Raw genomic sequence first — 16,698 nt, 5'->3', positions numbered from 1 at the left:
TGCTCTCGGCGTGCCGGGCGGAAGGCTTCGTAGCGGAGCTACTAGGCCTTTTGTCCGGTGCGGCGAGAGTGCGTGCCGGGCGTCGCGACGCCGCGGAGATCCATCAGAAGCCCCCTAGCGCCGTCGCCGTCCGCGGGTGCTCGGGAGCTTGTCGCGCCCACGCGGCGGAGCCGCACATCGACTCAGCCCCGCGCCCCCACGACAGGTCAGCGTGCCACCGCCGAGCAGTAGTCCTGGTCCCTTGCCAGGAGGGTGCGGTGCGTGCCCTCCGCCGTGATCGTGCCGTCGTCCAGGACCAGGACCCGGTCCGCCGCGTCCAGGAACGCCGGGCTGCTGGTGATCACGATCGTCGTGCGGCCCCGGCGCAGCTTCGCCACGTTGCGGGCGATCAGTTGTTCCGTGACCGCGTCCACCGCTGTCGTCGGATCGTGCAGGACGAGGACGTCGGTGTCGGCGGCCAAAGCGCGGGCCAGGGAGAGGCGTTGGCGCTGGCCGCCGGAGAGGTTGGCGCCGCGGTCGCGGACGCCGTAGTCGAGGCCCTCGCGGTGCAGGGCGACGACGTCGGTCAGCATGGAGGCCTCGACCGCGCCGGGGACCGTCCGGCTGGTGCCCGACGGGTCGATGTTCGTGCGGAGGGTGCCCGCGAAGATCTCCCCGTCGTACGGGTTGACCAGCAGGTGTTCGCGGACCGCCTCGACGGAGAGGTCCGCCAGGTCCTTGTCGCCGATCCGTACCGTTCCCTCGTACGCGGTGGGCGGGACACGCACGGCCAGGACGGCGGCGAGGTCGGCCGCCGCGCGGGGCTGGTAGGGGGCGATGGCGACGAACTCGCCCGCCTTCACCTGGAACTTCAGATCGGTCAGGGTGCCGTGGCGGACGCAGTCGATCTCCAGGTCGCCGCCCGCTGAGGGGCGTTCGGAGCCCGGGGTCGTCACGGGCGGGGCCGACAGCACCAGCGCCATGCGCTCGGCCGAGGCACGCGCGATCATCACGTACTTGGGCATCTCCGAGAACAGCTTGAGCGGTTCCATGATGAACTGCGCCAGGCCCACGGCCATGACGAGTTCCCCGATGGTGATCCGGCCCTCGAACGCCAGCCAGCCCGCCGTCAGGGTCACCGCGCCGGCGAGCACCGCGTTGAGGGCCAGCGCGGTGCCCGCGTAGGCACCGTTCACCTTGGCGACGGTGATCGACTGGTGCTTCGCCTCCGTGCTGACCTCCCGGTAGGACCGGAACGCCGCGTGGTTGCCGCCGAAGCCGTGCAGCGGACGCAGGCCGGTGATCAGGTCGGCGACCTTCGCACCCGCCCGCGCCACCCGGGCCTGCTGCTCCTGGGTGCTGCTGCCGATCCGCTTGGACATCACGCTGAGGATCGACAGGATCGCGACGGTGCCCACGATCACCAGCAGACCGAGCCGGATGTCGGCCAGTCCCAGCGCGACCGCCGCGACCAGCACCGCGACCAGGGAGCTGATCAGCAGCGGCACCACCTCGATGATGTCGGCGGTCTGGTCGGCGTCCTCGGTGGCGATGGTGAGCACCTCGCCGGACTTGAGGTCGACGTCCCTGGCCACGGGCTGCAGGCCGCAGGCGGCGACCTTCACCCGCCAGCGGTGCGCCTCGGTCGTGTTGGCCTTCTGCAGGATCCGCATGCCGAACCGCCACGACAGCGACACCGTCGTGATGATCACGGCCAGCGCGCCGATCGACAGGGCGAGCGCCTGGAGGCTGCGGCCGTCCCGCATCGTGTGCTCGACGATCAGGCCGAGCGCGATGGGGAAGGCCGTCTCACCGGCCTGGTAGAGGCCCATGAGGAGGGTGCCCCAGGCCATGGCGCCGATGTTGCGGCGCAGGGCCGTCCGGAGGATGGCGGCCCCGTGGCGGGGCCGCTGCGTGTCAGTTGTCATCGAGGTGGCGGGCAATCGCTTCCGGGGTTCGCAGGGTGAACAGATCGCGGATCGTGATCACGGGACCGTACTCGCGGCGGAGCAGCCCGACGAGCCGTACCGCCAGCATGGAGTGTCCTCCCAGGGACACGAAGTCGCTCACCGCGCTCACCTCGTCGTCGTCGAGATCCAGTGCCTCGGCGAAGTACTCGCACACCACGGTCTCGGTCTCGGTCTGCGGGCCCCGCTCCCCCGCCGTGGTCAGCGCGCCCAGCGGCTTGGCCTCGGGCAGTGCCTTGGTGTCAGCCTTCCCGTTCACCGTCAGCGGGATGCCGTCGACCTGCGCGTAGTGCGTGGGCCGCAGGAAGTCCGGCAGCCCGGCGCCCACGTCGGCGGCGACGGCCGCGAGTTCCGCCCCCTCCAGGACCAGATAGGCGGCCAGCCGGTAGGCGCCGTCGACCTGCGGGTCGGGCTGGGCGACCGCGGCGGCGAACCGCACCGCCGGGTGCGCCGCGAACACCGCCTCGACCTCGCCGAGTTCGACCCGGTGGCCGCGGATCTTGACCTGCTGGTCGGTGCGGCCCAGGTACATCAGGTTGCCGTCCGGCCGGCGCACCACCAGGTCGCCGGTGCGGTACATGCGCTCGCCGGGCGCGCCGAACGGACAGGCGACGAAGCGGTGCGCGGTCTGGGCGGGCTGCCCGAGGTAGCCGCGCGCGATGCCGATGCCCGACACGTACAGCTCGCCGGGCACCCCGTCCGGCAGCGGCCGCAGCCACGGATCCAGGACGTACACGTCCGTGTTGTCGATGGCCACGCCCACCACCGGGTCCTCGCACTCGAAGGTGCCGACGCCCAGGGTGTTGATGGTGTACTCGGTGGGCCCGTACAGGTTGTAGCCGACCGTGCCCTCGGTCTCGGCGAGCCGCTGCCACAGCGTCGGTGTGACGGCCTCGCCGCCCAGCAGCACCAGCGCCGGCCGCCGTGCCGGGTTGTCGAGCAGGCCCTCGGCCACCAGTTGCTGCGCGTAGGTCGGGGTCACGTTGACGACGTCGATCCCGTGCTCCAGGCAGTACGCGACCAGCCGGGGCGCGTCCCGGCGCAACTCCTCGTCGCAGATGTGCACTTCATGGCCGTCGGCGAGCCACAGCAGCTCCTCCCACGACATGTCGAACGCGAACGACACGGTGTGCGCGATCCGGAAAACGCGGTGGCCGTGCTCCGCCAGCACGGGCTCGAAGACGCGGCGCTGATGGTTGATCAGCATGTTGGTGAGCCCGGCGTACTCGGTCACCACGCCCTTGGGCTTCCCGGTCGAGCCGGAGGTGTAGATCGTGTACGCGGGGTGGCGCAGCCGGTCCGGGTCGTCCGGCGCGAACGTCCGGTACGGCTCGGCATCCGGGAGCGGCCGGTCGAGTTCGATCAGCTCGCCGGTCAGCCGAGGCGACACGGCGCTCACGGTGAGGATCACGTCCGGCCCGGCGTCCTCGACGATGGCGGCGATCCGCTCGTCCGGGTGGTCCAGCTCCAGCGGCACATACGCGGCGCCGACCCGCAGAACGGCGAACAGCGCCACGATCCAGTCGAGGGAGCGCGGGATGGCGAGGCCCACGGTGGTCTCCGGCCCGATGCCGCGCGCGGCGAGCACGCCCGCCACGACCCGGCTGCGGTCGCGGAGTTCGGCGAACGTCATCGTCGAGCCGTGGGCGACCAGCGCCACCCGCTGCGGGTCGCGGTCGGCCGCCCGGTCGAACCGGTCGACGACGGTGTCCGTGCCGACGTCGGTGCGTTCGCCCGGCTCGGGTACCGGCCCCAGCCCTCGCAGTGCGCCGACCGGCCCGGTCGCCCGGGCCAGGTCCCCGAGCACGCTCAGGTAGTCGTCGAGGAGACGGCGGGCGTTCCCGGTGTCGCCGTCGCGGTACTCCAGTTTGACGGTGAGCCGCTCCCCGGGCGTGACGACCCAGGTGAACGGATAGTGGGTGGAGTCGTCGGCCTTGACCGAGGTGATGCCGTGCCGGGCGTTCATCTCGGCGAACGCGTCCATGTCCAGGAAGTTCTGGAGCACGAACAGGTTGTCGAACAGGGTGTCGTGGCCGCTGGCCCGCTGGATCTCGCCGAGCCCGAGACGCTCGTGCTCCATCGCCTCGACCCGGGCCGCCTGGACGGTCGACAGGTAGGCGCGGACCGTGTCGTCCGGGCGGGCCCGGGTCCACATCGGCACGGTGTTGAGCAGCACGCCGACGATGCCGGACAGCCCCTCGCCCTCGCGGCCGGAGACGGTCACGCCGAACACGGCGTCGCCGCGGCCGGTGTGCGCGCCGAGCAGCAGGCCGAACGCGCCGGTCAGCACCGAGTTCAGGGTGACGCCGTGCACCCGGGCCGCCTCCCGCACCAGGTCGGACTGTTCGGCGGTCAGCGTGTGCACGAGCGCGCTCGGCAGGTCGTCCGTGAAGGACGGCGCCGGTCCGGCGAGCAGGGTGGGGCCGGGGAGGCCGGCCAGGTGGTCCGCCCAGAAGCGCTCCGACACCGCCGCGTCCCTGGCGTCGAGCGCCCGGGCGTACTCCTCGAAACTCGGCGTGGCGGGCGTCGCTTCGAGTGGCCGGCCCGCGAGGACGGCACGGTAGGCGTCGAAGAGGTCCCGCAGGACGATCTCCCGGGACCAGCCGTCCCACAGCAGCAGGTGGTAGCTGAGCAGCAGCCCGTCCCGCTCGTCGGGCAGGTGCACGACGGTCAGCCGGATCAGCGGCGGCTCGCCCGGGTCGAAGCCGGTGTCCCGGTCCCGGGTGCGCAGGGCGTCGACCTCCGCGTCCGTCGCCAGGGCGACCGTACGGACGTCGACGCGCCGGCCGGCCTTGAGGACCTGCACCGGGTTCCCGTCGTCGTCGGTGCTGAAGCCGGCGCCGACCACCGGGTGCCGCGCGATCACATGCGCCATCGCCTCGGCCAGCGCGTCGGTGTCCAGGCGCCGGTCGAAGGTGAACCAGTTCTGCGCCACGTAGTGTCCGGCCGAACCCGCCATCTGGGCCTGGAAGAACAGGCCGCGCTGGAGCGGGGTGACCGGTGCGGTGCGCTCGGCCGTCGTCGCGGCGTCCGCGAGGTGCTGGAGTGCGCTGCGCCAGTGCTCGGTGATCGCGTCGGGGATGCTCTCGGCGAGGACGAACTCGGCGAGCAGGCTTCCGGTGACCTCGTCGGTCCACGCGTTGACCTCGACGGCGTACGGGCTGCCCTGGTCGCCGCCGGTGAGGTGCAGCGCCTGGGACTCGCTGCCCCGGCCGAGGTAGTTGAACAGCACCTGCGGGCGGGCGGTCAGCAGCGGGGCCGTCTGCGGGTTGAGGTACCGGAGCCGGCCGTAGGCGACGTGTCCGTCCTCGTCCGGCTGGCGCTCGGCGACCTCGCGTGCGGCCGCGACGGGGTCGGTGTGCGGGGTGAGCCGTACGGGCGCGACGGAGGTGAACCAGCCGACCGTACGGGTGTAGTCGTGCTGTTCGAGGACCGGGACCCGGCCGTGCCGCTCCAGGTCGATCGCGAGGTCGGTGGGCGCCGGCTGGATCCGGGTCAGCGCGGTGCGCAGGGCGCCGCACAGCAGCTCGGTGAGACCGACGCCGAGTGCGGCGGGGGCGGTGCGGGTGACGCTGTCGCTCACGTCCGGGGCGACTACCACCGTCGTCTTGCGCAACGCCCCCGTACGCGGGAGCAGTTCGGGAGCCTGGAGGGTGGTGACCCAGCGGCCGAGGTCGGCGGGGTCCTGGGTCGCACGGAGCGTCAGGGCTTCGGCGTACTCGGCGTACGAGGTGGTCGGCGGGGCGAGGGGCTCGCCGCGCAGGGCCGTGGCCAGGTCGTCGAGCAGGATCAGCCAGGAGACCGCGTCGACGGCCAAGTGGTGCACGGTGGCGACCAGGGTGCGGCTCGACTCCAGCCACGCGAAGGCGACCACGTCCCCGGACGCGGGGTCGAGGCGTCCGGCGGCCTCGTTCGCGACGGCTGTCGCGTCGGTGGTGTCCGGGCGTGCGACGGTGACTTCGCGGGCGGGGTCGGTGCGGAGGGTCCACACGCCGTGTTCGGTCCCCAACCGCAGTCGGAGGGAGGGGTGTGCCGCGACCACGGCGTTCGCGGCGCGCACGGCGTCAGTGAAGCCCGTGCCTTCGGGGGCCACCAGTGTCCTGGCCTGGGCGAAGCGGGTGAGGGAGCCGCCGAGTTCGCGTTGGCGGAGGATGATCGGGGTGGGCGGCAGGGGGCCGTCCCCGCGGCGGGTTGCCGCCGGTGCGGACCGGTGCGTACTTGTTGCGAGGTGTTCGGCCAGGGCGCGGGGCGTCTTGAGCAGGAAGACGTCCCGCGGGGTGATGGGCAGGCCCAGTGTCCTGGCCCTGTTCACGACCGTGATGGCGATGATGCTGTCGCCTCCGGCGCGGAAGAAGTCGGTGTCGGCGGTCATGTCCGCGCCGGGCAGTGTCTGAGTGAAGATCTCGACCAGCGTGGCGAGCGCTGAGTGTTCGCCTGCGGGTGCATCGTGGCTGGTCGCGCCCCGCGGCGGAGCCGCAGATCGATACAGCCCCGCGCCCCTGAAGGGGCGCTCCGCCAAGGCCTTTCGATCCAGCTTGCCGTTGATCGTCAGCGGGAGGGCGTCGATCGGGAGCACCCGACCCGGGACCATGTGGACGGGGAGTTTCTTGCACAACTGGCCCTCGACATCACCCGGCACGCTGCCCACCACGTGCGCCACCAAGTGGTCGCCGCTCTCCGCCACCGTCACGGCCACGTCGGTCACGCCGTCGAGGGCCCTGATCGCGGCCTCCACCTCGCCCAACTCAATGCGGAATCCCTTGAGTTGCACCTGATCGTCCGCACGGCCGGTGAAGACCAGCTCGCCGTCGAGGGTGCGGATGGCGAGGTCGCCCGTGTGGTACATGCGGGAGCCGTCGGCCGTGAACGGGTTCGCCACGAAGCGGCCCGCGGTGAGCCCGGGCCTGCCCAGGTAGCCGAGCGACACCTGGTCGCCGGCGACGTAGATGGCGCCCTCCCGGCCCGGCGGCACCGGGCGGAGCCGGTCGTCGAGCAGGTAGGTGACCAGGCCGGGGATCGGGCCGCCGATGGGGCTGACGGCGTCGCCGGGGCCGAAGTCCTCGTCGTTCAGCACCCGGTGGGTGACGTGGACGGTGGTCTCGGTGATGCCGTACATGTTGACCAGCTCGGGGGCAGCCGTGCCGTGCCGCTCGACCCAGCCGCGCAGCCGCCCGAGGTCCAGTGCCTCGCCGCCGAAGATGATCCGGCGCAGTGCGGGCAGCGGTTCGCCGGCGAGCCGGTCGGCCTCGATGAACTGGTAGAAGGCCGACGGGGTCTGGTTGAGCACGGTCACTCCGCGCTCACGGACCAGCCGGTGGAAGTCGACCGGGGAGCGTGTCAGCCCGTAGTCGGGCACCAGCAGTTCACCGCCGTGGGCCAGTGCGCCCCACAGCTCCCAGACGGCGAAGTCGAAGGAGAAGGAGTGGAACTGGACCCAGACGTCGTCCGGGCCGAAGTCCATGTCGGGCCGGGTGTGGGTGAGCAGCGACACCACGCTGGAGTGCGGGACGACGACGCCCTTGGGGCGGCCCGTGGATCCGGAGGTGTAGATCACGTAGGCGGGGGTGTGCCGGTCGGGCTCGGGACCGGGCTCCGTGCGGGCGGCCGGGGGCTCTTCGCCCTGCACCAGCACACGGGCCGGCACACCCGCCCGCGCCAGGAGGTGCGTGAAGCGGTCGCGCTGGTCACGGTCCACGAGGACGACCTGCGGGGCGGCGTCGGCGAGGACGTACTCCAGCCGTTCGTCCGGGTACGCCAGGTCCAGCGGGACGTACGCCCCGCCCGCGCTGACGATCGCGACCAGGGCGACGACCTGCTCCAGGGAGCGCGGGACGGCCACGGCGACCCGCCGGCCCGGGCCGACCCCGGCCGCGCGCAGGGCGGAGGCCAGGTCGTTCTTCGCGGCGGACAGTTCGCCGTAGGTCAGGGACCGGGTGGCGCCGTCGAGGCCGCACTGGGTGACGGCTGTGGCCGCCGGGTCGCGGCGGGCGGCGGTGTCGAACAGTCCGCCGAGGGTGGCCGGGGTGATCGGGGCGGGGCGCCGCTCCCTCTCGGGCGTCAGGTCGTCGACCAGTGTGTCCGGGTGGGTGAGCAGGCCGTTCAGGGTCCGGGTGAACGTGCGCAGGATCGCCCGGGCGGTCGTCTCGCGCAGCAGGTCACCGTCGTAGATGAGGTTGAAGCGCGGCCGGCCGTCGGGGGTGCGCTCGGCGACCAGCGTCAGCGGGTAGTGCGGGGCGCCCTCGTTGACGAGGCCGGTGACGGTCAGCGTGTCGCCGGGGCGCCGGAGCGAGGCCACGTCGGTGGCCACGTCGAACACCACGAGGGTGTCGAAGAGGGAACCGGCGCCGGCCTGGCGGCCGATACGCGCCAGGGAGACATGCTGGTGCGGCAGGACCGCGCTCTGGTGGTCGCGCACCGAGCCGAGCAGGTCGCCGGCCGTGGTCCCGGAGGTCCAACGGGCGCGTACGGGGATGGTGTTGATGAACAGGCCGACCATGTCCCCGATACCGGGCACATCGGCGTCGCGGCCGGAGACCGTGGAGCCGAACACCACGTCCCTGCCGTGCAGGAGACCGCCCAGGGTGACGGCCCAGGCGCTGTGCACGGCGACGCTCAGCGGCACGCCGGCCGCTCGGACGGCGGCGTCGATGTCGCCCTCGGGTTCCACGGCGGTGTCGGCGAACCGGTCGGAGGGGGTGTGCCCCCCGGCGACCAGCGACGGGCCGGGCAGCTCGGCGAGTTCCTCGCGCCACACCCGGTCGCTCTCGGCGGCGTCGCGTCCGGCGAGCCAGTGCACGTAGTCGGCGAAGCCTCCCAGCGGGTGGACGGTGCCCGGCGCGTGGTACTCGGCCAGCAGCGCACGGAGCATCGGCGGCACCGACCAGCCGTCGGCGATGATGTGGTGCACCGTCTGCACCAGGACGTTCCGCTCGGGGCCGGAGCGGATGAGCGTGTACCGCATCAGCGGGCCGGTGGCCAGGTCGAAGCCGGTACGGCGGTCCCGTTCGGCGAGGACGCGTATCTCCTCGTCGGTGATGCCGGGTCGGTCCAGCGTGGTGAAGGGTGCCTCGACGCCGTTCTCCAGGACGGAGACCACCCGGCCGTCGGAGAGGGACGTGAAGCGCGCGGCCAGGTTCGGGAACAGGGTGAGCAGCCGGGTGGCCGCCGCCGCGAGCCGGTCGGCGTCCACCTCGCCGCCCAGCGTGAGCAGTTGCTGTTCGACGTAGGCGCCCACGGAGTCGTCGTCGAAGACCGAGTGGAAGTAGAGGCCTTCCTGGAGCGGCGTCAGCGGCAGGATGTCCCGCAGCGCCGGGCCGTCCAGGGTGTCGACGTCGGCCTGGGTGAGCGCTACCAGGGGGAAGTCGCTGGGCGAGTGGCCGCCCTGGTCGAGGGCGGCGAGTCCGGCCAGGGCCGTGCGGAAGTAGTCGCCGAGGGTGGTGATGTCGGCGTCGGTGAACATGCCGTCGGGCCAGGAGATGGTGGTGACCAGCTCGTAGGCGCCGGTGGCGGAGGGTTCGGCGATCGCGTTGAACTCCAGGGCCCGCGGCAGGCGCATCCGCGGGTCGCGCTTCTCGCCCAGCTGGCCGGTGGTGCCCGCGAGTTGCCAGTCGCCGGGGGCGCCGGCGGCGAAGCGGCCCAGGTAGTTGAAGAGCACCTGGGGTGCGGGAGCGTCGAACTCACTGTGGGTGAGGTAGCGCAGGGCGCCGTAGGAGACGCCGTTGTCCGGTACCCGGGCGAGGTCCTCCTTGACCGCCTTGAGGGCGGCGGTCAGGTACGCCGGGGTGGTGAAGTCGGACGCCGTGCCGGGGTCCACGGTCACCGGGAAGAGGGTGGTGAACCAGCCCACGGTGCGCGACAGTTCCGGCTCGAAGCCGGCGGAACCGGCGACGAACCGGCTTTCGCGGCCGTGGCCTTCGAGTTCGATGTGGGCGAAGGTCTGGTCCTGGCCGAGGTCGCGGCGCCGGCGGGCGAGCGCGACGGCGAGCGCGGTGAGCAGGACGTCGTTGACGCCGGCGTGGAACTTCGCGGGGATCTCGCCGAGCAGCGCGGCCGTGATCTCCGGACCGACCGTGACGGTCCGCAGGCGTTCGTTCGCGACGGTGTGGGCCTCGGACAGGGGGCGGCGGGCCAGCGGCTGGTCCTCGCCGGGCAGGGGGCGCCGGTAGCAGGAGCTGTCGGCGTCGAACGCGGCGCGTTCCAGCAGCTGGGTCCAGCGGCGGAACGACGTGCCCACCGCGGGGAGTTCGATGGGCTCGCCCGAAGCGAACTGCCGCCAGGCGGTGGCCAGGTCCTCCATCAGGACGCGCCAGGAGACGCCGTCGATGACCACGTGGTGGGCGACGAGGACGAGTTGGCGTGCCCCGGGGCGCCAGACGGCCCGGAGCATCACGCCGCCCGAGGGATCCAGTCCGTCGGTGGCGAGGGCGACGCACTCGTCGAGCGGCCGGTCGCTCTGCTGCCAGCCGGGCACGGCCCGGTCCGCCTCGGGGATGTCGAAGCTCCAGCGGCTGCCGCGCACCAGCTTGGCGCGGAGCATGTCGTGCCGGGTCACGAGGGCGGTGAGGACGGCGTCGAGGGCGTCGGCGGTCAGCTCCGCGGGGGTGTTCAGGACGACCGACTGGACGAAGCCGTCGATGGCGTCCGTGGTCTCGCCGAGCCACTGCACGACGGGCGGGCCCACGACGGTGCCGGTGGCGACATCGGCGTGGTCCACGGTGGAGACGTCCTCGCGGCTCGCGACCGCGGCCAGCGCTCCCACGGTGCTGTGGGTGAAGATCTGCCGCGCCGTGACGTGCAGGCCCCGCTCGCGCAGCGCGCTCAGCAGGGAGATCGCCAGGATGCTGTCGCCGCCGAGCTGGAAGAAGTCCTGGTCGACGCCGACCTCTTCGAGGCGCAGCACCTCCGCGACGGCGGCGCACACCGCGCGTTCGTCGTCGGTGGCGGGGCGGACGAGGGCGCCGGTCTCGATGGTGGGCTCGGGCAGCGCGTTCCGGTCGAGCTTGCCGTTGGCGGTGAGCGGGAACTCCTCCAGCACGACGATGTGGGCGGGCACCATGTACTCGACCATGTGCGCGCCGGCCCATGCCTTGACCTCGTCCGCCCGCAGCTCCTCGCTGCCGGCGGCGGGTATGACGTAGCCGATGAGGTAGGTGCCGCCGGCCGCGTTCTTCCTCGCGACGACGCAGGTGTGCCGTACGCGGGGGTGTTCGGCGAGTCCGGCCTCGACGTCCTCGATCTCCAGCCGCATGCCGCGGATCTTGATCTGGTTGTCGGCGCGGCCGAGGAAGTCCAGCGATCCGTCGGGGGCGAAGCGGGCGAGGTCGCCGGTGCGGTAGAGGCGTGAGCCGTCGTTCGCGAAGGGGTTGGCGACGAAGCGGGAAGCGGTCAGGCCGGGGGCGCCCACGTAGCCGCGGCCCAGGAGGAAGCCGCCGACGTAGAGTTCACCGCCGACACCGACGGGGACCGGGCGCAGTTCCTCGTCCAGGACGTAGAGCTGGGTGTTGGGGTTGGCCTTGCCGATGGACGTCGACAGGCGTTCGGCGGCGCCCCGGTAGATGACGTGCGAGACGCCGATGGTCGTCTCGGCGGGGCCGTAGCCGTGGTACATGGGGATGTTGTCGAGCTTGGTGCGGAACCGCTCGTACAGCTCCGGGGTGAGCACCTCCCCGCCGCACCACACGTGCCGCAGGCTGTCCAGGCGGCCGGAGTCGCCGGCCATCTCCAGCAGCACGTCCAGCATGGACGACACCAGGTACGTGAAGGTGACGCGCTGTTCAGCGATGACGCTCAGCAGGTGGTGCGGGTCGCGTTCGCCGCCGGGCCGCAGGACGACGAGCCGGCCGCCGGAGACCAGCGGCAGGAAGATCTCGTTGATGGAGATGTCGAAGGACAGCGGCGCCTTGAACAGTGAGGCGTCGTCGTGGCCGAAGCCGAGGATCTCGTTCACCTGCCACAGCAGGCGCTCGCTGATCGCCTCGTGCCGGATCATCGCGCCCTTGGGGCGCCCGGTGGAACCGGACGTGAAGATCACGTAGGCCAGCGCGTCGCCGAGGACGGTGGCGTCGGGCCCCTGTTCCGGGTACGAGCCGTACTGCCAGTGGCCCAAGTCGACGGCCACGGCGTCCGGTTCGGCCGGGTCGTGCTCGCCCGAGGCGTTGAGCTGGACGACGACCCGGGCGTCCTCGATGACGACGGCCCGGCGCGCGGCGGGCCACTGCGGATCGAGGGGTACGAAGGCGCACCCCGCCTGGAGCACGGCGAGCAGCCCGATGACCATGTCGGCGGAGCGGGTCAGGGAGATCCCGACGACCTGTTCGGAGCCGAGTCCGCGTGCGAGCAGGTGGTGGGCCAACTGGCCGGACAGTTCGGCTGCTTGACGGTAGGTCAGTGACCGGTGCTCGTCGACGACGGCTGTGGCGTCCGGTCTGGCGCTCGCCTGCTCGCGGAACATCTCGACGATGGTGGGGCGGACCCGGTCGGCCCGGTTGTCGTTCCACCCGGCCAGGGTCGCGAGTCTGGCCGCGACGCTGGACGGTCCGATGGTGCCGAGCGGCCGGTCCGGGAAGTCGGCCAGGTCGTCCAGGGCGAGCTGGGCGTCCTCGGGTGTGACGCCGTCGGGGACGGTGATGCCGCGGCCGTCCGGGGTGACGTCCCAACCGCCGGGCGCGGCACCGCCGTTGTCGACCCAGCCGAGGACGTCGGCGAAGAGCGTGCCGGGGGCGAGGTCGATGCCCTCGGGGCTTCGACCCGTCGCCCAGTACGACAGGCCGATGGCGCAGGCCTCGGTGATGGTCCTGTCCGGGTAGTCGCCGATCCGCCGGCGCACATCGGCCAGGCGCGTGGGAGAGAGCAGTGCGAGACGAGCGCGCGGTTCCATCATCGAAGACTCAGCGTCCCTTCCAGAATGTGGAGTTAGGCTAACCTAAATAAGGGTTACCTAACTACCCTCTCGCCAGGCCCGCCACAGTCGCGCGTACCGTCCGCCCAGGGCCACCAGTTCCTCGTGTGTCCCCTGCTCCACGACGCGTCCCGCGTCGAGCACGGCGATCCGGTCCGCGGCCATCGCCTGGGTCAGCCGGTGCGCCACGAACAGCGTGGTACGGCCCGCGCACGCGGCCAGTACGGCCCGTTCCAGCTCGGCGGCGCCCTCGCTGCCGGCCTCCGCGGTCGACTCGTCGAGCACCACCACCGGCGCCCGGCCCAGCACCAGCCGCGCCAGGGCGATCTGGGCGACCTTGGTGACGTCCAAGCGCTCACCGCCCTCGCCGACCGGGGTGTTCAGCCCGTCGGGCAGCGCGGCGACCCAGCCCTCGGCGCCGACGGTGCGCAGCGCGTCCATCAGCTCGGTGTCGGTCGCCCCCGGCGCGGACAGCCGCAGGTCGTCGGCGAGCGGGCCGGAGAACACGTGCGTCTCCTGCGTCAGGATGCTCACCAGGGCCCGCGCCCCGGCCTCGTCCAGGCCGGCGAGATCGGTCGTCCCGATGCGCACCGACCCGGCCTGCGGGGTGCCGATGCCGGCGATCAGCGCGGCGAGCGTCGTCTTGCCCGCGCCCGTGGCGCCCACCAGGGCGAGCGATCCACCGGCCGGGATCGTCAGGTCGACGTCCCGCAGCACCGGCTCCTCGGAGCCGGGGTAACGGAACGTCAGCCCCTCGACCGTCACCGGGTGCGCCCCGGCCCGGGCCACCGTGACGGACTCGTCGCCGACCAGCCGCTCCTCGGCGGACTCCCCCAGCACCCCGACCAGGCGGGTCAGGCTCGCGCCCGACTTCTGCGCCTCGTCGAAGGTGAACATGATGGCGCCCAGCGGGGTGAACAGCCGGTGGAACAGCAGCGGGGCCGCCGACACCTCGCCCAGGCTGGCCGCGTCGGCCTCCAGCAGGGCGTACCCCACCACGAGGATCAGGACCAGGCCGATGAACTCGGCGCGGTTCTCCCGGCCGACGAACCGGCCGAAGAACCGGAACACCTCGATACCGAGCTCGCGCACCCGCCACGACTCGGTGGTGACCTTCTCGCGGAAGGCGCCCTCCAGGCGGTAGGCGCGGACCGTGTCGATGCCGTTCAGGCCGCTGATGAACGCCTGGGCCCGGTCGGCCTGGGCCACCCGCTGCTTCCGGTAGAGGGGGGCGGACCGGGGCAGGTACCAGCGCAGTGCCAGCGCGTACGCGGGCAGCGCGGCGGCGCCGGCCAGGCCGAGCCGCCAGTCCAGTCCGAACATGCCGAGGGTGGCGATGACGACCAGCACGCCCGCCGAGAACACCGTGGGGACGGCCGTGCGGATGCCCTTGGAGATGACGGCCACGTCGTCACCGACCCGGGAGAGCACGTCTCCCCGGCCGACCTGCTCGATCCGTGCGCTCGGCATGCCGAGCACCGCCCGGACGGCGCCTTCGCGCAGCCGCGCGAGCAGATCCGCACCCAGCCGTCCGATCAGGTACGTCGACACCGCGGTGGCCGCCGCGCCGAGCAGCGCGGCGGCACCGATCAGCACCCCGATCGTGACCAGGACCGAACGGTCCTCGCCCCCGACGACCCCGTCGACCACCCGGCCGAGCAGGAGCACCGGGAGCACCTGGAGCGCCGCCCCCGCGACCGTGGTGAGCACGGTCGCGGTCGTCAGCCCGGGCATTGTGCGGCAGTGTGCCGCGACCCAGCGGGCGGCCTCGCGTCCGGTCGTCGTGCGCAGGGTCGCCGGGGCGACGCGCGTGTCGGTGGTGCTCACTCCCTACTCGACCGACTTGACGAGCTCGTCGATCGCGTACGGCATGGACAGCAGGGTGCCCTGGGAGATGGCCGCGCCGACCGCGGGTCCCTCACTGTCGAGCAGGTAGGACACGTTGCCCTTCTTCACCGCGTCGAGGTTGGCGAACAGCTTGAACTTCTTGAGCGCCTCGGTGTCGGCCTTGTCGTTGATGACGAAGATGTGGTCGACGTCGACGAGGTCGATGCGCTCCGGCGAGAGCGTGGTGTAGAAGTTGCCGCCCGCGACCTTGTCGATCTCGGTCTGGTACTTGTAGCCGATGCCCGTGACGAGCCGGCCGCGCACGTCGGTGGAGGTGAAGGGTGCCACCGAGTCCTTGTACCAGGACAGCGCGACGGCGGTCTCCTTGCCGAGCTCGGGGTGCGCCTTCTTGGCCGCGTCGAGCTGCCCCTGGATGTCGTCGACCATCTTCTGGCCCTCATCGGCCTTGCCGAGGGCCTTGGCGATGTGCAGGGCGTTGTCCTGCCAGGGCGCGCTGAAGGGCTCCTTCTCGCCCTTGGTGCGGGCCACCGTCGGGGCGATCTTGGAGAGCTTGTCGTAGGCGGCCTGGTCGATCTCGGAGTAGACCGCGACGATCAGGTCGGGGCGAAGGGCCGCGATCTTCTCGTAGTTGGGGCCGGAGTCGCCGTTCTTCATGACGACCTCGGGCTTGGTGTCGCCCCACTTGTCCTTCACCCAGGGCCACTGGGTGTTGATGTCGGGGCTCTTGCCGGGCGGGTTGGGGTACTGGTCGACCATGCCGACGGGCTTGATCCCGAAGGCCAGGACGGTCTGGTCGTCGGTGTAGCCGACGGAGACGACCCGCTGGGGCGCCTTCTCGACCTCGGTGGATCCGAACGCATGCTCCACGGTGACCGGGAACGCGCCGGCGGCCGCGGCCTGAGTGCCCTCGCTCTTGTCGTCCGCCGTGCCGGAACCGCATCCCGCGAGGAGCCCGACGCCGAGGGTGGCCGCGGACAGAATCGCCGCCAGCCGCCGCCATGGCCTACCGGGCGTCGTTCGATGGAGGAGCATCCAAGACCCCTTGCTTTCGCGCTAGTTCGCTGCACCCTCGCCTAAGGGCAGCCAAACCTTACCGCGAGAGAATGAGGTAAGCCTAGCCTTACTAAGACTCCCGTGTCGGGAGGTGTCCCGGCTGCACATGGGTCCGCCCGATCGGCACGATGAGCGGCCGGTCACCGACCGGGTCGTCGATCACCCGGGCGCGCAACCCGAAGGCCTCGTCCAGCAGTTCGGCGGTGATGACATCGCGCGGATGCCCCTGCGCCAGGATCGAACCCTCCCGCATCACCACGAGGTTGTCGCTGTACCGCGTGGCCAGGTTGAGGTCGTGCAGCACCATGACGACGGTGCAGCCGGACTCGTGCAGGTCGTCCACCAGATCGAGGACGTCGACGGCGTGTGCCAGGTCCAGATAGGTCGTCGGCTCGTCCAGCAGCAGCAGATCGGTACCCTGAGCCAGCGTCATGGAGATCCAGACGCGCTGCCGTTGACCACCGGACAGCGCGTCGACCGGGCGGTCGGCGAGGTCGGACACCCCGGTCATGGCGAGCGCGCGCTCCACCACCTCGGCGTCGTCCGAGGACCATTGCCGCAGCCAGCTCTGGTGCGGGTGACGGCCCCTGGCGACCAGGTCGGCGACCGTCAGCCCCTCCGGCGCGACCGGCGCCTGCGGCAGCAGACCGAGCTTCTTCGCGACATCCCGGGTCCGGAGCCTGCCGATGTCCTCGCCGTCCAGGACGACCGACCCCCGGGACGGCTTGAGCAGCCGCGACAGCGTCCGCAACAGGGTCGACTTCCCGCAGCCGTTGGGGCCGATGATCGTGGTGATCACGCCGGGCGGTATCGCCACGTCGAGCTCGTCGATGACGACCCGGCCCCCGTAGCCCACCGTGACGCCTCGGGCTGCCAGCCGCGAGGTCTCGCCGACCGCGGCCTCGGTGACGGACTGTGCGACCACGGGTCCCCCCTTGCTTAGGTTCACCTGAC

The 16,698-nt window shown here is 72.0% G+C and carries 5 protein-coding genes; all 5 read right to left on the bottom strand.

The genetic code is table 11. The features are described 5' to 3' along the window. Positions 1 to 206: 206 nt before the first annotated feature. Positions 207 to 1,907 carry an ABC transporter ATP-binding protein gene (locus G3I77_RS08100; RefSeq protein WP_248501942.1) on the bottom strand — a complete coding sequence of 567 codons (1,701 nt, stop codon included), beginning with the start codon at positions 1,905 to 1,907 and terminating at the stop codon, positions 207 to 209. Continuing rightward, positions 1,897 to 12,825, bottom strand: a complete 10,929-nt coding sequence (locus G3I77_RS08095) for a non-ribosomal peptide synthetase (RefSeq protein WP_248501941.1) — start codon at positions 12,823 to 12,825, stop codon at positions 1,897 to 1,899. Before G3I77_RS08095 ends, G3I77_RS08100 begins: the two co-directional genes overlap by 11 nt. A gap of 57 nt (positions 12,826 to 12,882) precedes the next feature. Next, a complete protein-coding gene (locus G3I77_RS08090) occupies positions 12,883 to 14,670 on the bottom strand; it encodes an ABC transporter ATP-binding protein (RefSeq protein WP_248501940.1) in 1,788 nt (595 codons plus the stop codon). A 3-nt stretch (positions 14,671 to 14,673) separates the two neighbouring features. Continuing rightward, on the bottom strand, positions 14,674 to 15,723 hold the full coding sequence (locus G3I77_RS08085) for an iron-siderophore ABC transporter substrate-binding protein (protein WP_248501939.1): 1,050 nt from the start codon (positions 15,721 to 15,723) through the stop codon (positions 14,674 to 14,676). A 91-nt stretch (positions 15,724 to 15,814) separates the two neighbouring features. Next, the gene (locus tag G3I77_RS08080; RefSeq protein ID WP_248501938.1) at positions 15,815 to 16,669 is read right to left on the bottom strand and encodes an ABC transporter ATP-binding protein; all 855 of its coding nucleotides are present in this window, start codon (positions 16,667 to 16,669) and stop codon (positions 15,815 to 15,817) included. Positions 16,670 to 16,698 lie beyond the last annotated feature (29 nt).

This window comes from Streptomyces sp. D2-8 (assembly GCF_023184515.1).
In the GTDB taxonomy this organism is placed as follows: Bacteria; Actinomycetota; Actinomycetes; order Streptomycetales; family Streptomycetaceae; genus Streptomyces.
The sequence above is the reverse complement of the archived record's forward strand: the minus strand, read 5'-3'. Positions and strand labels throughout refer to the sequence as shown.